At 57.4% G+C, this 18,661-nt stretch carries 19 protein-coding genes; 6 read left to right on the top strand and 13 right to left on the bottom strand.

The features are described 5' to 3' along the window. Window positions 1–216: 216 nt before the first annotated feature. The 12 genes from AABB29_RS05580 to AABB29_RS05525 form a co-directional block, all read right to left on the bottom strand. Window positions 217–918 (bottom strand): DUF559 domain-containing protein, encoded by a 702-nt coding sequence (locus AABB29_RS05580; protein WP_341367878.1) that lies wholly within the window; start codon window positions 916–918, stop codon window positions 217–219. 363 nt (window positions 919–1,281) lie between these two features. Next, the gene (locus AABB29_RS05575) at window positions 1,282–1,722 is read right to left on the bottom strand and encodes a VOC family protein (RefSeq protein WP_341367879.1); all 441 of its coding nucleotides are present in this window, start codon (window positions 1,720–1,722) and stop codon (window positions 1,282–1,284) included. A gap of 57 nt (window positions 1,723–1,779) precedes the next feature. After that, a complete protein-coding gene (locus AABB29_RS05570; protein ID WP_341367880.1) occupies window positions 1,780–2,721 on the bottom strand; it encodes a 3-keto-5-aminohexanoate cleavage protein in 942 nt (313 codons plus the stop codon). A 2-nt stretch (window positions 2,722–2,723) separates the two neighbouring features. Continuing rightward, window positions 2,724–3,743, bottom strand: coding sequence for a branched-chain amino acid ABC transporter permease (locus AABB29_RS05565; RefSeq protein ID WP_341367881.1), 1,020 nt, complete (start codon window positions 3,741–3,743; stop codon window positions 2,724–2,726). Next, a complete protein-coding gene (locus AABB29_RS05560; protein WP_341367882.1) occupies window positions 3,740–4,603 on the bottom strand; it encodes a branched-chain amino acid ABC transporter permease in 864 nt (287 codons plus the stop codon). Before AABB29_RS05560 ends, AABB29_RS05565 begins: the two co-directional genes overlap by 4 nt. Before the next feature lies 1 nt (window position 4,604). After that, entirely contained in the window at window positions 4,605–5,312 is a 708-nt protein-coding gene (locus tag AABB29_RS05555) for an ABC transporter ATP-binding protein (protein WP_341367883.1), read from the bottom strand. Continuing rightward, window positions 5,305–6,033 carry an ABC transporter ATP-binding protein gene (locus AABB29_RS05550; RefSeq protein WP_341367884.1) on the bottom strand — a complete coding sequence of 243 codons (729 nt, stop codon included), beginning with the start codon at window positions 6,031–6,033 and terminating at the stop codon, window positions 5,305–5,307. The genes AABB29_RS05555 and AABB29_RS05550 overlap by 8 nt, the downstream gene beginning before the upstream one ends. 58 nt (window positions 6,034–6,091) lie before the next feature. Beyond that, complete coding sequence (locus AABB29_RS05545) at window positions 6,092–7,372, bottom strand: ABC transporter substrate-binding protein (protein WP_341367885.1); 1,281 nt, start codon at window positions 7,370–7,372, stop codon at window positions 6,092–6,094. A gap of 47 nt (window positions 7,373–7,419) precedes the next feature. Continuing rightward, the gene (locus AABB29_RS05540; RefSeq protein WP_341367886.1) at window positions 7,420–8,343 is read right to left on the bottom strand and encodes a 3-hydroxyacyl-CoA dehydrogenase NAD-binding domain-containing protein; all 924 of its coding nucleotides are present in this window, start codon (window positions 8,341–8,343) and stop codon (window positions 7,420–7,422) included. Window positions 8,344–8,346: 3 nt separating this feature from the next. Continuing rightward, entirely contained in the window at window positions 8,347–9,132 is a 786-nt protein-coding gene (locus AABB29_RS05535) for an SDR family oxidoreductase (protein WP_341367887.1), read from the bottom strand. 5 nt (window positions 9,133–9,137) lie between these two features. Beyond that, complete coding sequence (locus AABB29_RS05530; protein WP_341367888.1) at window positions 9,138–9,491, bottom strand: cupin domain-containing protein; 354 nt, start codon at window positions 9,489–9,491, stop codon at window positions 9,138–9,140. Then, window positions 9,491–10,327, bottom strand: coding sequence for a cyclase family protein (locus tag AABB29_RS05525; protein ID WP_341367889.1), 837 nt, complete (start codon window positions 10,325–10,327; stop codon window positions 9,491–9,493). The genes AABB29_RS05530 and AABB29_RS05525 overlap by 1 nt, the downstream gene beginning before the upstream one ends. A 217-nt stretch (window positions 10,328–10,544) precedes the next feature. On the opposite strand from AABB29_RS05525, the gene AABB29_RS05520 reads away from it, so the two are divergent. After that, window positions 10,545–11,291, top strand: a complete 747-nt coding sequence (locus AABB29_RS05520; protein WP_341367890.1) for an IclR family transcriptional regulator — start codon at window positions 10,545–10,547, stop codon at window positions 11,289–11,291. Window positions 11,292–11,377: 86 nt separating this feature from the next. Beyond that, entirely contained in the window at window positions 11,378–11,977 is a 600-nt protein-coding gene (locus AABB29_RS05515; protein WP_341367891.1) for an NAD(P)H-dependent oxidoreductase, read from the top strand. Here AABB29_RS05515 and AABB29_RS05510 read toward each other — a convergent pair. Beyond that, entirely contained in the window at window positions 11,952–13,316 is a 1,365-nt protein-coding gene (locus AABB29_RS05510; protein ID WP_341367892.1) for a tryptophanase, read from the bottom strand. The genes AABB29_RS05515 and AABB29_RS05510 overlap by 26 nt on opposite strands. A 202-nt stretch (window positions 13,317–13,518) precedes the next feature. Here AABB29_RS05510 and AABB29_RS05505 point away from each other — a divergent pair, with 202 nt between their 5' ends. The 4 genes from AABB29_RS05505 to AABB29_RS05490 all read left to right on the top strand — a co-directional run bounded on the left by AABB29_RS05505 (window position 13,519) and on the right by AABB29_RS05490 (window position 18,606). Beyond that, window positions 13,519–14,502, top strand: coding sequence for a fatty acid desaturase (locus AABB29_RS05505; RefSeq protein WP_341367893.1), 984 nt, complete (start codon window positions 13,519–13,521; stop codon window positions 14,500–14,502). Window positions 14,503–14,524: 22 nt separating this feature from the next. Continuing rightward, window positions 14,525–15,367 (top strand): sugar phosphate isomerase/epimerase family protein, encoded by an 843-nt coding sequence (locus AABB29_RS05500; RefSeq protein WP_373636817.1) that lies wholly within the window; start codon window positions 14,525–14,527, stop codon window positions 15,365–15,367. Window positions 15,368–15,516: 149 nt separating this feature from the next. Further along, window positions 15,517–17,541 (top strand): NADPH-dependent 2,4-dienoyl-CoA reductase, encoded by a 2,025-nt coding sequence (locus AABB29_RS05495; RefSeq protein ID WP_341367896.1) that lies wholly within the window; start codon window positions 15,517–15,519, stop codon window positions 17,539–17,541. Between the two features lie 159 nt (window positions 17,542–17,700). After that, window positions 17,701–18,606 (top strand): LysR family transcriptional regulator, encoded by a 906-nt coding sequence (locus AABB29_RS05490; protein ID WP_341367897.1) that lies wholly within the window; start codon window positions 17,701–17,703, stop codon window positions 18,604–18,606. Window positions 18,607–18,661 lie beyond the last annotated feature (55 nt).

The raw sequence follows: 18,661 nt of genomic DNA, 5'->3' as shown, positions 1-18,661 counted from the left end.
CCCAGTTCACTTGCAACTCTTCGTAAATCTTTCGCAATTCCGGATCAGCATTCAGCTCTTCCCGAATATGTCGGTCCCGTTCCTCCACCTGCTTTTGGGCATTTTCAAGGCTTTCATCCAGTTTCTCCTGCCAGGTTTCGAGAAACTGATCGCATTTCTCAGAAAAATTTTGGTTGGATGCGTTGATGCGGCCGCTGAGTTTGTCCAGACTACTTTCTACCGCAGCAAGAGCGTTCGCTGGCCGACTGCCGTCACGCTGCTCAGATACTTTTGCCTTTTTATCACGGACACTCGCGTCTGAGCCTTTTGGGTCAACCAGAGCGCCCGCGCTTCCCGAACCTGTGCTATCGCCTGCTCTGGATTGTAGAGAGTGATCTTCGCAGGAATACGCAAAACGTGAAACCCTTTAGCTGTCAGGGCCTTATCCCTTTCAGCATCGCGTTCCTTAGCCTCCGACGACGAGTGCCATGCCGCGCCATCGACCTCAACGACCAGCCCCTTGTCGATGAGAAAGTCGAGCCGGTATTTCGCTACTTGCACCTGCATCTGCAACAACAGCCCACCACCAGATAGGCGACCTTTGTCAGGTTTCAGATCAAACGCTGATACCATTGCGTCAAGAAATGCTTCCTCAGCAGGCGACTCGCAAACACGTCGGAAAATGCGAGGCCATTCCTCATCTTGCGCCGTCAGCGTTTCAAGCTTGCTGGGACGCGGTGGAACGGGTGCCTCATCCGGCGGTCTGATCCAAGCGGTCACACCCCAAATGACCAAGAGTTGCAAGATCAGCAACGGGGATACGAACACAAAGGCAAAAGTAAAAGCAGTCCACCCTATGGCGACCCAGAATAGCAGGTCAGGCTTGTTGAATGCCGAGCCAAACACTCTCGCAGCTAACAACGATAATGCGATGGTCAACTGATACCCAATCACTGCTAACGATAACAAACACTTACCCCTTCAATCGAAAGCCTCAGAAATCATTTACTGAGCATCAGCATGATTAGCGATACAACTGACGGGTGAACAAATCAATCAACCGCAGCAATGCCGTCCCGGCTTAACGTACTATTCTGCACTCAGCCGGAATCTACCCCATTTGGTACCAGACTGGCATGGGCCCATGCCCCGCATCGCAGAGCAATCCGCCGCCAATGATGCAGCACAAGCAGACGAAGGACGTGTTTATCCAGCGGGTTTTTGAGGTCGGAAAACAGCCCAACGGTCCCGGACGCCGCCTGCCGAAAGCTAACCTTTGCGCGGCAAGCCTAATGTTCTACCTCATTCGCAGGAAGGTTGTTCCAGTTCCAGAATGTTACCCTCCGGGTCACGCACATAGACGATTAGAAGAGGTATTTCGCTGGTTCCAAAGTTTGTAATTTCACCTTGTAGCGACCCACCGAACCGAAGCACATTCTCAACACACTCAGACAGGTTGCTCACCTCAAAGGCAAGATGGCCATATCCTGTTTCATTCACCGCTGGCTTTGGCCTGTTGACCGTGTCGGTGTATTCCATGATCTCTAGGAAGGGGCCGCTATCATCGTCCATGTTCAACCAGATTGCGTAGATGTCTGAGTTTAGCAGCCCATTCCCACGGGACACGGCCTCGCCAGACAGCCGCTTGGGTGGTCTTCGTTCCGCAAACCCGAAGGTGTTCTGATAGAATGCGGCAAGACGATCTGCGTTTCGTGCGGTCAGGTTCACATGCTTCAGTCTCATCTCGAAAACCTAACACGACAACGCACTCAACTGAAACGCGGCGTTCTGCGCACCCCCTTAAAAGGCGACCTTATCCCCGCCCTTTAGATCCAACATCTCGCGCGCTTCGTCGGGCGTTGCGACTTCGCAGCCCAGATCCTCGACGATCCGCCGGATTTTGCGAACCTGATCGGCGTTGCTGTGGGCCAGCTTCCCGCGCGAGATGAACAGACTATCTTCAAGCCCGACGCGTACATGACCGCCCATCTGGCTGGCGGTGGTCCCCAGGTTCATCTGCGCGTTGCCCGCGCCCAAGACGGACCAGCGATAATCATCGCCAAACAGCCGGTCTGCGGTGCGCTTCATGAAAATCAGATTATCCACCTCAGGCCCGATCCCGCCCAGGATGCCAAAGATGAATTGAATGAAGACCGGCGCTTTGAACAGCCCGATATCCATGCAGAATTTCAGATTATAAAGGTGGCCAACGTCGTAGCATTCATGTTCAAACTTGATGTCGTGGGGCGCCAGCGTGTCTGCGGCCTCTTTGATGTCTCGGAAGGTATTTCGAAAGATGTTTCCGTCCGAATTGGCCACATAGTCTTTTTCCCAATCGAATTTCCAATCCTCATCCTTGTAGCGGCCTGCCAACGGGTGAAACGAAAAATTCATTGAGCCCATATTCATCGAACACATTTCCGGGCTGAAAGTCTTGGCTGGCGTGATCCGGTCCTGGATAGACAGGGTCAGCGACCCGCCGGTTGAAATGTTCACCACAGCATCGGTTGCCTGCTTGATCCGGGGCAGGAAGGGCGCAAAATCATCGGTATTGACCGAAGGTGCCCCTGTTTCATTGTCCCGCGCATGCAGATGCAGGATCGAGGCCCCGGCCTCGGCGGCCTCAACCGCCTCGCGCGCGATGTCATCATAGGTATAGGGCAGGCTACCCGACATTGTTGGCGTATGGATCGCCCCGGTGACGGCGCAGGTGATGATGGTCTTTTGTTTTGCCTTGGGCATGATCAATCTTTCTGAGCAGGTTTGACGCGGTAGCTAAGCGGGAAGAGTTCGATATCGAAGCGGTTGCGGATCAGCCCCCAGATGCCATTAGGTGCCTTAAGCATGATGACAATGGCCACCGCCCCAAGCACCATCAGGTAAATGGTGCCAAGGTCTGCAAGCGTCTCGCGCAGCAAAAAGAAAAGCAGGGTGCCGATGATCGGCCCCTCTAGCGTGCCGATGCCGCCGATGACCACGATAAAGATCACAAAGGCCGTCCAATCATTGACGGAAAAGGCTGCATCGGGTGAAATGCGCAGCTTTTGCAGGAAAATCAGCGCCCCGATCATCGCTGTCAGCGCGGCGGTGACGATGTAAACCACGAATTTGGTGCGCCAGATGTCGATCCCCAGCGATCCGGCCGCCAGCTCATTATCGCGGATCGCCGTCAGCGCCAGCCCGTTCCGTGACCGCAAGAACAGGAAGACCGCGGCGATCACGATCGCAGCCGATCCCAAGGCCAGCCAATAGCTTAGATGTTCCCGCCCGGCGCGGCTATCGGCAAGGGACCGTACAATCCCCGCTGGTAGCGATGATCCTGATCCACCGCCCAGTGTCGATACCTGCGCAAATGACAGGCGGAACACCTCGGCAATTACCCATGTTCCGATGGCAAAATATGCCCCCCGCAACCGGAAGATCAGCAGCGCGACAGGGATCGAAATAACGGCCCCCAGCAGGCCGGCAATCGCAATTGCCAGAACCGGATGCAGTCCGCCGAACATCGTCAGGGCGAACAGCATATAGCCCCCAAAGCCCACATAGGCTTGCTGCCCTACAGACACGAGCCCCGCATAACCCGCCATCAGGTTCCAAAGGCTCGCCAGCGCCAGATAAAGGAACAATTCCCCCATCAGCCGCATGTCCGCCCGCCCCGCCCAAAGCGGCGCGGCGATCAATGCGACAAGGATCATAATCCCGACAAACGCCGCGATTTTGGTCGCCCCGGATGAGCGGGTGACCGAATAGTTGGAAGCCATCATTCTTTGATCCTCGGGAAAAGTCCGCTGGGCCGGATGGCCAGGATAAGCAAAAACACCAGATGCCCGGCCAGCAGTTGCCAGCCCGGGTCGATCTTGGCGCCGACGGTTTGGGCGACGCCAAGGATGATCCCTCCGACAAGTGTGCCCCAGAGGTTGCCAAGCCCGCCGATAATCACCGCCTCAAATCCAAAGATCAGACGGCCGCCGCCGATGGACGGATCAAAGCTGGTGCGGATACCCAGCAAGATGCCCGCGATGGCCGTGACCGCCAGGGCAAGCGCCATGGCCAGCCCAAAGATGTGCCGCCGGTTCAGCCCCATCAACTGCGCAATTTCCTGATTGTCCGATGTCGCCCTGAACGCGCGGCCAAGGGCCGTGCGATAGAAAACCCATTGCAGCCCGGCGATGACTGCCACGGCGATCACAAAGGTCATCACCGGCAGCACCCCAAAGGACAGCCCGCCCACTGACAGGCTCGCGGTTTCCAGCGCACCTGCGCTGATTTTTTGGGGGTCGGCTGTGTAAGTCTCAAGCAGCGCGTTTTGGATGATGACCGACAGCCCAAACGTCACCAAGAGCGGGGGCAGGATGTCTTTTCCCAGGGTCTGGTTCAAAATGCACCGTTGCAGAACATAACCAATCACCGCCATGGCAGGCACGACCAGCACCAACGCGACCAGCGGATGCACCCCCAGCACCAGCGTTACGGACAGCCCCAGATAGGCCCCCAGCACGATCAGATCGCCATGGGCGATATTCACCAGCCGCATCACCCCAAAGATCAGCGACAGCCCTGCTGCAAACAGCGCATAAAGCCCGCCCAGCAGGGCGCCTTGCAGGATTGCGTTTACCCATTCCATTTTATTCCACCCCGAAATAGGCGCGCGAGATGTCTTCGCGCGGGACTTCGCCCGAAACGCCTTCGAGCGACACGCGCCCTTCTTGCAAACAATAAAACCTGCGCGACACCGACAGTGCTTTGGTGATGTCCTGTTCGACGATCAGCGCGCTCATTCCCGTGCCGATGATCCCGGGCAGCGCCTTGTAGATGTCTTTGATCACAATGGGCGCGAGACCCAGACTGATTTCATCGAAAAGGATCAGGTCCGGGTTCGCCATCAGCGCCCGGCCAATGGCCACCATCTGCTGCTGTCCGCCGGACAGCGAGGTTGATTCCTGATGCCGCCGTTCTTTGAGGATCGGAAAAAGATCATAGACCGCGGGTAGGGACCATGGACCGGCCCGGCCGACTTGTCCGCCGATGATCAGGTTTTCCTCAACCGAAAGCGATGGGAAAAGCTGCCGGCCTTCGGGGACCAGCGCGATGCCTTTGGCGGCAATCTGGTCGGCGCGCAGCGCTCCGATGGCTTCGCCGCGATAACGGACCATCTCGGCCTTATTCCGGGTCAGCCCCGAGATCGAGCGCATCAGCGTGGATTTGCCCGCCCCATTGGCCCCGATAATCGCCAGCACCTCGCCGGGTGCGACCTGTAGATCGACCCCATAAAGTGCCTGAAAATCACCATAGAAGGCGTCAAGCCCGGTCAGTTTGAGGATTGGATCACTCATCAGCGTCGATCCCCAGATAGATTTCCTGCACTTCGGGGCTTTCCATGATTTGGCGGGGCGGGCCTTCGGCAATCTTGCGGCCAAAATCGATGACCATCAGCTTATCGACCACGGCCAGCAATGCATGCACGACATGTTCGATCCAGATAATGGTCACGCCGCTGGCGTGGATGTTCTTGATGGATTGCACCAGCGACCGGCATTCGCCTTCGGTCAGGCCGCCAGCTATTTCGTCCAGCATCAACAGCCGGGGCTTGGTGCATAATGCACGCGTCAGCTCAAGCCGTTTGCGCCCCAGCAAGGTCAGGCTGCCCGCCTGGATATTGGCGCGGTCCAAAAGCTCGGTCTGTTCAAGTACGTTGATACAATGCGCCTCAGCTTCACTGCCGGACATGCCGCCCGCTTGGGTGGCGGCGATCATCGCGTTTTCAAAAACAGTCATGCCGGAAAACGGTTGCGGCACCTGAAAGCTGCGCGACAGACCAGCGCGGCACCGCTTTGCGGCGGAATATTTGGTGATGTTTGTGCCGTCAAAGATGACACTGCCCGAATTGGCCGACAGCGTCCCCGTGATCAGATTGAACATCGATGTCTTGCCGGCACCATTGGGCCCCAGCACACCTAATGCTTGCCCCTTTTCGACGGCAAAACACAGATCGTCAGCGACGGTGATCGCGCCGAAGGATTTGCACAAGTTATCGACTTGCAAAAAAGCGGTCATGGGATGTCCTGCTCGGGCCGTGGACGGCCCCTGTTTTTGGGGCCGCCAGTTCGTGAGGTTACGACAACAGCTGCAATTCGCCGGTCAGCGGAATGTCAGGTGCATTGCTATTGGCCACGATCTTAAGGTCCATCGCATCGCCATCCTTCTGCCATTGGCCAGAGACAAGCGGCGTCTTGGTGACATTGTTGATCGGACCGTTCGCCCAATTGACGTTGCCCGTGATCGTATCCAGGTTGGTCGCTGCAATAGCCGCAACAATCGCTTCGGGATCTTCCAGATCCTCGGCGCGTTTGATCACATCGGCCACAACCTCGAACAAGGCGTGTTTGAACCCGATCGGCTGTGTCCATGGGCGGCCCGTTGCTGCGGTGAACCCATCAGCGAGGTCTTTCGCGCTCGCGCCCGTCAGCGATGAATTGAACGGATGGTTCGGTGACCACCACACCTCGGACGACAGGCCATTGCCGCGCTCGCCCAGGGATTCGATCACCGACGGGAACAAAAGCGCCTTGCCGATGGTCACGATTTTGGGCGCAAAGCCCTGCTGCGCCGATTGCGCCCAGAAGGTCGCAAAATCCGGCGGGATCATATTGCCGGTGACAATCTCACAGCCCGCGTTTTTGAAAGCGGTGATCTGGTTGGTGAAATCATCCGACAGGGGCTGATACCGGCCCGGATCAAGCAGCTCATACCCGTCCGCAGCCAGCGGCTTGGGCAAGCCCAGCTCTGGATCGCCCCATGCGTTGCCATCGGCGTCATTGGGGAAAAGCCCGCCAACGGTTTTGCCAACGCCGCTTTGGCCCCACATATCAAGGAAAGCGCCAATCACATCTTCAAGACCCCAGAAGAAGTGATATGTGCTTAGGAACCCTTCACCCGGCACACCGTTGCGGCCAAAGAAATAAGGCTGCCAAGGGCAATCCGTGGTGATGCAAGGGACTTCATTGATTTCGGCCTGGTCGGCGACCGGATTAACGGTGTCGGGGGTAGAGGCGGCGACGATAATGTCGACCTCATCGCCCAGGATCAAATCAGCGGCCACTTCGGCGGCGCGGTTCGGGTTCGACTGGCTGTCCTTTGAGATGATTTCAACCGAATAGGTCCGGCCATTGTTTTCCAGCCCGGCGCTGAACATCTCTTGCACAGCGGACAGAACAAAATCATCGGCCTCGGCAAAGCTGGCCAATGGGCCGGTGCGGGGGCTGACATGGCCCACGCGGATAACGGGGCTTTGCGCATAGGCCTGGGTCGCGGTCAAAATCGCCGGGGCGGCCAGCGCACCGGCCCCGCCCGCCATAAACTTGCGCCGTGTCCACGGTTTGAAAGTCTTTGTCATTGTTTCCTCCCTGATACGGCCCGCAAAGGGCCGGTTTCGTTTTGCCGCTAGGGCAATATTCCTTCGAGCCGGGTCAGATGCTGCGCCACACGGGCGCGCACATCATCGGCCTCTTGCGCGGTCCATTTGCGAAAGCCCTCACCCGATTTCATGCCAAGCCGTCCCTCCTCGACGAGCTGGGCAAGATAGGGCGAGGGCGCATCGCGCCGCTCAAGATCGAAAAGAACATTTTCGTGGATGTCCAAGGTCAGGTCAGTGCCCACGAGGTCCGCGTTTTCCAGCGGGCCAAGCACCGCCAAGCGGCGGCCAAAGCTGGATTTGATCACGGTATCCACCGCTTCTGCATCGCAGATACCGTTTTCCACCAGGCTGACGGCCTCGCGCCACAGCGCATGTTGCAGCCGGTTGCCGATAAAGCCGGGGACATCCTTATTCACCCGCACAGGGGTTTTGCCCGCATCCGTCAGCAGCGCCATCATCGCATCGGCGCATTTGGGATCTGTCCAATCGGTGCTGACGACCTCAACCAGTGGGATCATATGCGGCGGGTTCCACCAATGGGTGCCCAGCGCGCGCGCCTTATGCCGAAGCTCACCCATGATCTGCGTGATCGGCATGACCGAGGTGTTCGAGGCAAGAACAGCCCCCTGCGGTGCATGTTGTTCAATTTCGGCAAAGATCGCGCGTTTCAGGTCCATCTTTTCCGGCGCGGCCTCAAAGACGAAATCCGCATCATGGACGGCCGTTTCAATCGCGCTGCAAATCTCGATCCTTTTAAGGATCTTGGTGATCGCGCCCTCATCTTCGCCCAAGGTTTTCAGACTATCCGAAATCCGCTGCGCAACGCTTGCGCGGGCCTCTTCGGTTGGATCAGAAATGCGCACATATTGGCCCGCGCGGGCCAGGGTCAGGGCGATGCCATGGCCCATAAGGCCAGCACCAATCACCGCCGTTTGAAGGTTTTTCTGCATGTCCTAACCCGCCGTATAGCCGCCATCGGCATAAAGGATGTGGCCGGTGTAGAAATCAGACGCCGCCGATGACAGGAACAGCAGCGGACCTGCTAAATCCTCTGGCTCGCCCAAACGGCCCTTGGGCACGCGGGCCAGAAACCCCTCGCGCACCGCCTTGGCCTTGTCAGTATCCTCAAACATCCAAGCTGTCAGGGGCGAGCGGAACACGGTCGGGGCTATGGCGTTCACAGTAATGCCCGTCGGGCCCAATTCGCAGCCCAACGCCTTGGTCAACCCGTCCACTGCCGCCTTTGAGGCGCAATAGGCCGTATACCCCGCAGGATGGCCCAAAAGGCCGCGGGCAGACGAGACAAAGACAATCTTGCCGCCATTGCCCTGCGCCTTCATCTGAACGGTCGCCGCGCGGGCCACCAGCCAGGATTGGGACACATTGGCGTCCATGACGCCTTCGAAGGTGCCCGGCTCCATCTGGTCAATCATGGCTACCTTGTTCATGCCAGATCCGACCACCAGAATATCAAGCGCGCCAAAGGTAGCGACCGCCTCTTTGACCATGGCCGCGCAGGCCGCTTCGCTGTCGGGGCGGGCGTTGATTTGATGCACTTCGCCAGTGCAGCTGCTGGCGACTTCTGCCAAGGCCTCGGCATTGCCCGCGGCCAGCACCACCTTGGCGCCGGCACCAGACAGGCAGCGCGCAGCAACAGCGCCAAAGGCACCAGAGGCTCCGGTGATCAAGGCCACCTTGCCCTTTACATCAAACATCGAAAGCGGATTATCGAGCGCCATGGCGACTACTCCGGTCTTTTGCCGCCGGGGTAAGGCATCACCACCAGCATCTTGCAAATATGATTGGTTTTATTCTCGATCCGGCGGACCTGTCCGGGTGGAATGGTACAGCTGTCCATCGGGCCCAGAACGGTTTCTACGCCGTCCACCTCGACGGTCATTTCCCCGTCCAGCACCACATAGACCTTTTCAAAAGGGGTGCTGTCAGGGCCCGCCCCGCCGCCGGGCAGAAATTGCGAAAAGCCGACCCATTGGTTTTCGGGGCCACCCTCTTCGAATCCCTGCAGGCGCAGCCCTGTGACGCCCCAATGATTTGGGGCCTCATAGGGTGCTGCATCGGCGAAGCGTTTGACCTGCATCAGAAATCCTCGCCGGCTTCGATGCGATAGGCCTGGTCTTTGTCCATCATGGCCACAAGGCGGATGATGCAGCCATCACCGCGATCCCAATTCCAGGGGAAGAACGCAAAAGTGACGCGTTTGCCGGTCACACGGTCCAGATCACCGCCGACATTTTCAATGCCCAAAATACCATTGGTGAACAGCTTCTGATGCACCGGCTCCCATTCGGGGAAATCAACCTCCCACGGGGTGCCGCCGGACCATTCCAGATATTCCTTCTCCAGATGCGGCAGGATGGGGCCGTTGCGCTGCGGGCCGATGGCGGTGGCCAGCGGGTGGTCATTGGCCTGGGTGTCGTGACCCACAACCTTGATGCCCTTTTCAACGATCCAATCGGCGGCCGAGGGCACCAGGCCGGGGCAATAGGCAAAATAATCACCGTCCTCATATTGCTTGTGCCAGCCTGTGTTGATGATCAGTACGTCATTCTTGCGAATGGCATGGCCACAGGCCCTTTCTAGATCATCTGCTGTGATCTGCTCCCATTTCTTCTTGGGGATCGACACAACAAGGCCCGACCCGAAGAAATGCGGCAAAGGCACCTCGTCAATGAACGGCGTGCCCTGAACCACATGGGCAGGTGCATCAATGTGCGTGGTGACATGCATCGTCGTGGTAATGGTTTGGCTGAGCACGCCAGACTTGGCCATATAGTGCTTGCGGTCGATCTGAACGTCTTTGAAGTAAGGCCAGTTCGGGCATTGAAACCCGTAACGATGGCTGAGGTTCACAAACTCGAGCCCCATGTCGTTATTATCATTTGCCTGAAATTCAATTCCGCGAATTTCCACCATCTTGATACGCCTCCTCCGTTCGCAGCCCGCAGGCTGCGTTGCGTCTTTTGATTTTTATGTGGCCTCCCAGCCGACTCAAAAAAACGATACAGTCGCACCACATTGTGGTCAATACTTGATTGCAATGCGGTTCAGCTGTATTGAATGGCGGTTCAGCTTGACGCTCAATTCAAATGAGGTAAACGCGTTTCTTAGTTGCCAACAAGGATCACGCCGGATGAAAGACGACGACCCAGAAGCAAGTAAAAAAGGGATTCAGGTCATTTCCCGGGCCGCTGCGGTTTTACGCAGTCTTAAAGAGCACCCGGACGGTCGCAGCCTTGGTCAAATCGCATCTGATATCGCGCTTCCCCGTTCGACGGTGCAGCGGATTGTTGGCGCATTGCAGGATGAAAGGCTGATCATCGCCAATACCTCTGGCAGTGGCGTTCGGTTGGGGCCCGAGTTGGGGGCGCTTGCGCAAGCCGCACGTTTCAATACCGCCGAGCTTTGCCGGCCCCTGCTTATGCGGTTGACCGAAATCACGGGTGAGACGTCCGACTTATCCGTCCTGCGGGATGCGGCGATGATCTTTGTCGATCAGGTGCCCGGCACCCACCGGTTGCGAACAGTTTCCTCGGTTGGTGAGGTGTTCCCGATTTTGACGACAGCAAACGGACGCTCCTGCCTGGCCGCAATGCCGCGGCAGACAGCACTGTCCCTTGCAGCAAGCGAGGCTGGCGCAAGTTTCGACGCAGACGCATTCTCAAAAATCCTCGATGACGTGCAGGCCACCGGGCTGGCCTATGACCGCAACGAACATTCCGATGGTATTTCCGCAGTTGGCTTTGCCTTCACAGATGCGGCAGGGGATCTTTATGCGATATCAGTGCCGGTGCCGACCACAAGGTTCGCGTCAAAGCTCAGCGCCATCGAAAAAGCACTGCTTGAAACAGCAAAGACTGTGAACGACACAATTTGCTAGACGGTTCTTGAACAAAGCGCTTGATCTAAACCTAGCTTTAGATCGGAGCCTGCCCGCATCACCCGAATCTTAGCAAAGGTTTCCCAATGCATGTGCTTACTGTTCTTGATCATCCCAACCCGGCCTCTTTCAGCGGGGCAGTTGCCCAACATTTTATGAACGGGGCGAAAGCGGCCGGGCACACGGTTGAGCTTGCCGATCTACACAGCGAAGGGTTCGATCCGCGTTGGACCATGGCGGACGTCGCGGGCACGCCGGGGCCAGCGATACAGCGCGAACAAGACAGGATCGCCCGGGCGGACGCGATTTGCCTTGTCTTCCCGCTTTATTGGTGGGGGATGCCCGCGATGATGAAAGGCTGGGTCGACAAAGTCTGGACTTGGGGCTGGGCCTATGACCAATTGGATGATCCGAATAGATCACTACAAAAACCACGCAGCGGTCTGCTTTTGGTGCCCGCTGGGGCGGGCGCGGACAAGGTTGAGGCCGCAGGATACCGGCAAGCGCTGGAAACCGCGTGGATTGACGGGACCTTCGGCTATTTTGGCTTGGCGCCGCGCAGGTTAAAGCTGCTATGCGGCGCGACCGGGTCAGAACAGCGCCGGTTGGGCCTGTTGAAGCAAAGCTATGTGGCAGGGGAAACCCTGGCTGCACCCGACGCTAAACCGGCGCAAACTGACTTGTGAAATGGCGCATGGCCTTTGGCTCTTTTGTGATCCGAAAGCCGGTGATGGTGTCGATCTCGGACTGTAGAACACCGCAGGCTTCAACCACATAATCGGCGTGGCTTTGGGTATAGGTCCGGCGCGGAAAGGCAAGGCGAACCAATTCCATCGCGGCGGGTTTTTCGGTGCCATCGGGCTGACGGCCAAACATGACGCTGCCAATCTCGCAAGAGCGGATACCAGCGATTTCGTACAGGCGGCAGGCGACAGCATGGGCCGGATAGTGCAACGGATCAATCTGGGGCAGCCAACGTTTGGCGTCGATGAAAACGGCATGACCGCCCGCCGGTTTGACCACAGGGACGCCCATCGCATCCAGCCGTTCGACGATATAGGCATGGGTGCGGGTGCGATAGCGCAGGTAATCTTCATCCACGATTTCTGACAGACCCTGGGCCAGGGCATCCAGATCGCGGCCAGCCAGCCCGCCATAGGTCGGAAACCCTTCGGTCTGGATCAGCCTGACACGGGCGGCCTCGGCATGATCATCATCATTCAGGGCAAGCCAGCCGCCGATATTGCCAAAGGCATCTTTCTTGGCGCTCATGGTCATGCCATCGGCAACAGCAAAGCAATCGCGCACAATGTCAGGGATCGACCGGTCGGCCTGACCGGCCTCGCGCTGTTTGATGAACCAGGCGTTTTCGGCAAAGCGGCACCCATCGATGATAAAGGGCTTGCCATGGGCATGGGCGATCTCGGCGACGGCGCGGATATTGGCAAGGCTGACAGGCTGGCCGCCGCCTGCATTATTGGTGATTGTGATCATGACCACAGGCACTGTATCGGCATGACGGTCCATAAAAGCGCTAAGTGCCTCCAGATCCATATTGCCTTTGAACGGGTGTTCAGATTGGCCATCGCGGCCCTCTGCGATGTTCAGATCATGGGCAAAGGCGCCGCTGGCCTCAATATTGCCGCGGGTTGTGTCAAAATGGGTGTTGGACGGGATGTTGCGACCGGCCCCACCAAAGAGTGACATCAAAATCGCCTCAGCCGCGCGTCCCTGATGGGTGGGGATGATATGTTTGAACGGCATCAGATTTTGCACCGCTGCTGTGAACCTCGCGAATGAGGGCGACCCGGCATAGCTTTCATCGCCGCGCATGACAGCGGCCCATTGTTCGGCGCTCATCGCGCCGGTGCCGCTATCTGTCAGCAGATCGATGATCACATCATCTGCATGCAGGCCAAACAGGTTATAATGGGCCGCCCTTAGCTTCGCTGTGCGCTCGGCCTGGGTTGTCATGCGGATCGGCTCAACCGATTTGATGCGGAATGGTTCGATAATGGTCTTCATCTGATGGTCCTCCGGTTTTGAAAGCCCGGATGTGAGATGAAAACGCTTCCGGGCGAGCGCCGCGGTTGCCCCCATCTGGTCGGGGTGCCGCGCTCAGCGCCGAAAATCTGGGCAAACTGTATTTTCGCAGATGACCTGGGGTCAAGAATTGTTTTGCGGCAATTGGATCTTTGGCTACACTTTCTGGCAAAGGAGATATGTGATGGAAGCCAGCTTTTCGCGCCGCGACCTACTAACCCCCGCCGAGCTACGCAGCCTGTCGGAACGCTCTGACCACCGCGGCGCCCTTCAAATGGCCAGCCATATGGGCGCGATCTGTATCGTGGCGATCCTGCACGGGTTTGCCATGGGCACTGGCTGGGTGTTGATCACCGGGCTTGCCTTGGGCGTGCTGCTGAATTTTCTTTACGCCGCGCAGCATGAATTGTCCCACGCCACTGTTTTCAAGACCCGCAAATGGAACGAAATTTTTGGACGCATCATCGGCTTTATCCAGATTTTCCCACGGGATTTTGACCAGATCATGCATTTTGCCCATCACCAATATACGCAGAATTGGGAACGCGATGGCGAACTTGTGCGCGAACCTTACACGCTGACCACTTATCTTCTGTGGCTCAGCGGGATCACATATTGGCGCAACCGTCTGTTTGGGCTGGTCCGGCGCGCGGGCGGCGTCATTGTTGAGCCCTTCATCCGCGCAGAAGAGGAAGAAAAGGTCATCCGCGAAAGCCTATGGCATGTGCTGGGTTATCTGCTGATTGCCCTGATCTCTGTGCTGATGGGGTCTTGGGCGGCGGTCACCTTTTGGATTTTGCCGATGCTGCTGACTAAACCGATCCATCAATTGCAAAACACGATTGAGCATCTGGGCCTGTCTCACAAAGATGACATCTTGGAAAACACCCGTTCAACCCGCGCCAATGCGCTGCAACGCTGGCTGTGCTGGCAAATGCCATATCACACCGCCCATCACACATTTCCGGCCGTCCCGTTCTGGAAGCTGCGTGAGTTGAATGACCGGATTGAAGGCAAGGTCGGCGCGGTTCACCGTATGGGCTGGATTGAATTTCAGATCGAGGTGATCCAAAAGCTGATGGCAAAGGATGAAAACGAATATCCCATGGATGAGGTGTGGGTGATCCCCCGCGCTGGTGGCCGGGTCAGCCGGATCCCCGCAGAATGATCCCTGATCAGCAGACGCCATCATGCGGCAGTTAAAGGTCTATACCTCGCTTTGGGCGATGCAGCCGCATGATCAAAGCGGCGTAAAGCTGCCCTATGATCAGGTCTGCGAAATGGTGGCCGCTGCCGGGTTTGACGGCATGGTACTTGATCTGGGCGCATTTGATGTCTCGGTCGCCCATACTGTCCGCCCGCATATGGAGGCCCAGGGCCTGACCCCGCTGATCGCCGATTTTCCCAAGACGATCGATAGCCTTGAAGACACCCTGCATATGGCCGCTGATTTTGGTGCGCCTTTTGTTGATGTCATCGGTCAGGTCATGCCTTTGGCTATTGATGATATGGTGCCGGTGATCGAAACATGGATGGGCATGTCGGACCGGATCGGTGTGCCGGTCCAATTTGAAACGCACCGTAACTGCATCACCAATGATCTGTTTGTGACGCTGCAATTGCTGGACCGTATCCCCGACATGCGCCTTTGCGCCGATCTGTCCCATTACGTCGTTGACCGCGAATTCTGGTTTCCGCTTTCAGATGATGACATGGGATTGATCAGCCGGATCTTGCACCGCTCAGACAGTTTTCAGGGCCGTGTCGCCTCGCGTCAGCAAATCCAGTTGCAGCTGGATTTTCCGCAGCATCAAAAATGGGTCGACCTGTTCAAAGGTTGGTGGCGCGAAGGATTGGCAGATTGGCGTGCGCGCAATCCATCGGGTGATTGCATTTTCGTTTGCGAGCTGGGCCCGCCTGAATATGCCATGACCGGCCCCGATGGGCGCGAGATGTCGAACCGCTGGGAAGAGTCGCAACTGATTATGCGCTGGGTTCGGCAAATCTGGGATGATTTGGGCGGCGACAGCTAAGCACCCTGAATGGGCGCTTTCGTATGTACAGTATATGTACAGGTTCTGTACGCGATCTTGCTGGGCGCAATGTGTCCATTATGACGCCGCGTTCAGGGGTGACGAAAGGGCGTGTTTTGGCCATGCTCCCTCCCAAAGCGGAGGCACCCATGACCCATTATCCCCATTTGTTGGCCCCTTTGGACCTCGGGTTCACGACGCTCAAAAACCGGGTGTTGATGGGATCAATGCATACCGGTCTGGAAGAGACCAAAGACTGGAACCGGGTCGCCGAATTCTATGCCACACGGGCGCGGGGCGATGTGGCGCTGATGGTGACAGGCGGCATGGCCCCCAACCCCGAGGGCGGCGTTTTTCCGGGGGCGGCAGGGCTTTACACGGCTGACGATATCACCAACCACCGGATCGTCACAGACCGTGTCCACGATGCGGGTGGCAAGATTGCCATGCAGATTTTGCACGCGGGCCGCTATGCCTATAGCCCCAAATGCGTCGGGCCTTCGGCGATCAAATCCCCCATTTCGCCCTTCCCCCCGACCGCGCTTGACGCCGCCGGGATCGAAAAGCAGATCGCCGATATCGTCACCGCCGCCGCCCGCGCGCGCGAGGCCGGTTATGACGGGGTCGAGGTGATGGGCTCTGAGGGGTATTTCATCAATCAGTTTCTTGTCACCCATACCAATAAACGCGATGACGCATGGGGCGGGTCTTATGAAAACCGGATGCGTCTGCCGGTCGAAATCATCACGCGCGTGCGCGAGGCTGTTGGCCCGGATTTCATTGTGATCTACCGGCTTTCCATGATTGATCTGATCCCGAACGGATCAACCTGGGAAGAGGTTGTGCAACTGGCCAAGGCGGTTGAGGCTGCGGGCGCCACGATCCTCAATACAGGCATCGGCTGGCATGAGGCACGTATCCCGACAATTGCCACATCCGTCCCCCGCCGGGCCTTTACCTGGGTGACTAAGAAACTGATGGGTGAGGTGCAGATCCCGATCATCACTTCGAACCGCATCAACATGCCGCAGGTCGCCGAAGATGTGCTGGCCGATGGCTGTGCTGATATGGTCAGCATGGCGCGGCCTTTCCTGGCTGATCCTGATTTCGTGGCCAAGGCCGCCGCGGGCAAAAGCGCTGAGATCGCCCCCTGTATTGCCTGCAACCAAGCCTGTCTTGATCATACATTCAGTGGCAAACTGTCATCCTGTCTGGTGAACCCACGCGCCTGTCATGAAACTGAATTGGTGGTTGCGCCCACTGCTGCGGCCAAGACGATCGCTGTTGTTGGTGCCGGCCCTGCCGGTTTGTCAGCAGCCTTGACGGCGGCGGAGCGCGGCCATGCGGTCACGATCTTTGATCGTGCATCAGAAATCGGGGGCCAGTTGAATATGGCCAAACAGGTTCCGGGCAAGGAGGAATTCTGGGGGCTTGTGGATTATTACCGCACGATGGTTGCCAAGACAGATATCACGCTGCGCCTTGGCACAGACGCAACGCCTGATCTTTTGGCCGGGTTTGATGAGATCATCATCGCCACGGGTGTCGCCCCGCGCGATCCTGAAATCCCCGGGCAGGACGCCCCGCATGTTCTGTCCTATATAGACGTGCTGCGCGGCAAGGCCGAAGTGGGCGAACGGGTGGTCATCATAGGTGCTGGGGGCATCGGCTTTGATGTGGCCGAATATCTGGTCACCGATGACAGCCCAACCGAGAACCTGGCCGAATGGCTTGAAGAATGGGGGGTGGGTGACCCTGCTGAAACCCGTGGTGGCCTGCGCCCTGAAGGGCCCAAGCCCGAAGCGCCCACGCGTGCGGTCACCTTGCTACAGCGTAAATCCGAGAAGCTTGGCAAACGGCTTGGCAAGACAACCGGCTGGATTCACCGGGCCGGGCTGCAGATGAAGAATGTGCAGATGATTGGCGGTGTGAATTATGAACGTATTGATGCAGATGGTTTGCATGTCAGCCATGGCGAGGCGCGCGAAAACCCTAAGCTGATCGCGGCAGATACAATTGTTCTTTGCGCTGGTCAGGTCCCTGAAAAGGGTCTGGCTGAGACCCTAACACAGGCAGGATGCACGGTGCATGTCATTGGCGGTGCGGATGTTGCGGCCGAATTGGACGCAAAGCGCGCCATCGACCAAGGGACCCGTCTGGCGGCCCAATTATAGCGGAAAACTGCCAAAAGAGCGGCAGACATCCGCCAGTTTGCTGTTTCCTCATCGGCATCAAACCGATTCATACCCCGGTATTGTCAGGGCTTGGTCCCATTCCTGCCCGAATTGGCGGTCTATAAGCATCTAACTCTAGTAAAGAATTGGAATGTTCGTATGGATCGTCTGACGGAAATGGAGGCCTTTGCCACGGTTGTCGATCAAGGTGGTTTCACAGACGCTGCCAAGAAGATGGGCATCTCCAAATCTGCTGTGTCGAAACATGTCTCGTCGCTTGAAGCGCGCCTTGGCGCCCGGCTTTTGAACCGGACAACCCGCCGCGTGAGCCCGACCGAGATTGGTCTGGCCTATTACGACCGTGCCCGCCGCGTGTTGAATGATGCTGGCGAAGCGGACGCGCTGGTCACATCGATGCAATCGGCCCCATCGGGCCTTCTGCGTATCAGTGTTGCTACCGATTTTGGGGTAAACCATCTATCCCCGGTATTGGGTGAGTTCCTAAGCGAATTCCCAGATATCACCGTCAATATGGTGCTGAATAACCGCTATGTTGAGCTGATTTCAGAAGGGTTTGACATGGCCGTGCGCATCGGTGAGCTGGAAGACAGCACCTTGCGCGCCCGTAAACTGACCGAGACCACAAAGCGCATGATCGCGAGCCCTGCCTATTTTCAGCAATATGGCCGCCCCGAAAAGATCGATGATCTGAACGAACATAAGCTGCTGCACTACTCCAATCAGGCGAATTCGGCTGTATGGAAACTGACCGCCCCATCGGGTGAAAAGCGTCAGGTCCGTACCGCTGGTTGGCTGACCGTCAATGATGGCCAGTCTTTGTTGAACGCTTGTATCGGTGGGCTGGGCATCGCTTATCTGCCAAGCTTTCTCTATGCGGATGCGATGCGCCAAGGTCTTGTGGAAGAGGCTATTCCCGATCTTCCGATGGAGACCCAAGGTATCTATGCAGTCTATCCGCCGGGCCGCTTTACGCAGCCCAAGGTCCGCGCCTTCATTGATTTTCTTGTCCAAGCCTTTGCCGATAAAGGCCCCGATATCTGGTAATTTTCCCTGGGTGTGTGATTATCCCAAACTGGCGCGGCCTTCACAGGCCGCGCTT

The organism is Yoonia sp. BS5-3 (genome assembly GCF_038069655.2).
Lineage (GTDB): Bacteria > Pseudomonadota > Alphaproteobacteria > Rhodobacterales > Rhodobacteraceae > Yoonia > Yoonia phaeophyticola.
This window is presented reverse-complemented; position numbering and strand designations above follow the sequence as displayed.

What these genes read in the sequence shown, in the direction of transcription:
- AABB29_RS05545 (WP_341367885.1), bottom strand. Translation starts at nt 7,372, where the DNA reads ATGACAAAGACTTTCAAACCGTGGACACGGCGCAAGTTTATGGCGGGC.
- AABB29_RS05490 (WP_341367897.1), top strand. Translation starts at nt 17,701, where the DNA reads ATGGATCGTCTGACGGAAATGGAGGCCTTTGCCACGGTTGTCGATCAA.
- AABB29_RS05495 (WP_341367896.1), top strand. Translation starts at nt 15,517, where the DNA reads ATGACCCATTATCCCCATTTGTTGGCCCCTTTGGACCTCGGGTTCACG.
- AABB29_RS05560 (WP_341367882.1), bottom strand. Translation starts at nt 4,603, where the DNA reads ATGGAATGGGTAAACGCAATCCTGCAAGGCGCCCTGCTGGGCGGGCTT.
- AABB29_RS05530 (WP_341367888.1), bottom strand. Translation starts at nt 9,491, where the DNA reads ATGCAGGTCAAACGCTTCGCCGATGCAGCACCCTATGAGGCCCCAAAT.
- AABB29_RS05570 (WP_341367880.1), bottom strand. Translation starts at nt 2,721, where the DNA reads ATGCCCAAGGCAAAACAAAAGACCATCATCACCTGCGCCGTCACCGGG.
- AABB29_RS05515 (WP_341367891.1), top strand. Translation starts at nt 11,378, where the DNA reads ATGCATGTGCTTACTGTTCTTGATCATCCCAACCCGGCCTCTTTCAGC.
- AABB29_RS05575 (WP_341367879.1), bottom strand. Translation starts at nt 1,722, where the DNA reads ATGAGACTGAAGCATGTGAACCTGACCGCACGAAACGCAGATCGTCTT.
- AABB29_RS05550 (WP_341367884.1), bottom strand. Translation starts at nt 6,033, where the DNA reads ATGACCGCTTTTTTGCAAGTCGATAACTTGTGCAAATCCTTCGGCGCG.
- AABB29_RS05505 (WP_341367893.1), top strand. Translation starts at nt 13,519, where the DNA reads ATGGAAGCCAGCTTTTCGCGCCGCGACCTACTAACCCCCGCCGAGCTA.
- AABB29_RS05500 (WP_373636817.1), top strand. Translation starts at nt 14,525, where the DNA reads ATGCGGCAGTTAAAGGTCTATACCTCGCTTTGGGCGATGCAGCCGCAT.
- AABB29_RS05525 (WP_341367889.1), bottom strand. Translation starts at nt 10,327, where the DNA reads ATGGTGGAAATTCGCGGAATTGAATTTCAGGCAAATGATAATAACGAC.
- AABB29_RS05555 (WP_341367883.1), bottom strand. Translation starts at nt 5,312, where the DNA reads ATGAGTGATCCAATCCTCAAACTGACCGGGCTTGACGCCTTCTATGGT.
- AABB29_RS05510 (WP_341367892.1), bottom strand. Translation starts at nt 13,316, where the DNA reads ATGAAGACCATTATCGAACCATTCCGCATCAAATCGGTTGAGCCGATC.
- AABB29_RS05565 (WP_341367881.1), bottom strand. Translation starts at nt 3,743, where the DNA reads ATGATGGCTTCCAACTATTCGGTCACCCGCTCATCCGGGGCGACCAAA.
- AABB29_RS05540 (WP_341367886.1), bottom strand. Translation starts at nt 8,343, where the DNA reads ATGCAGAAAAACCTTCAAACGGCGGTGATTGGTGCTGGCCTTATGGGC.
- AABB29_RS05535 (WP_341367887.1), bottom strand. Translation starts at nt 9,132, where the DNA reads ATGGCGCTCGATAATCCGCTTTCGATGTTTGATGTAAAGGGCAAGGTG.
- AABB29_RS05520 (WP_341367890.1), top strand. Translation starts at nt 10,545, where the DNA reads ATGAAAGACGACGACCCAGAAGCAAGTAAAAAAGGGATTCAGGTCATT.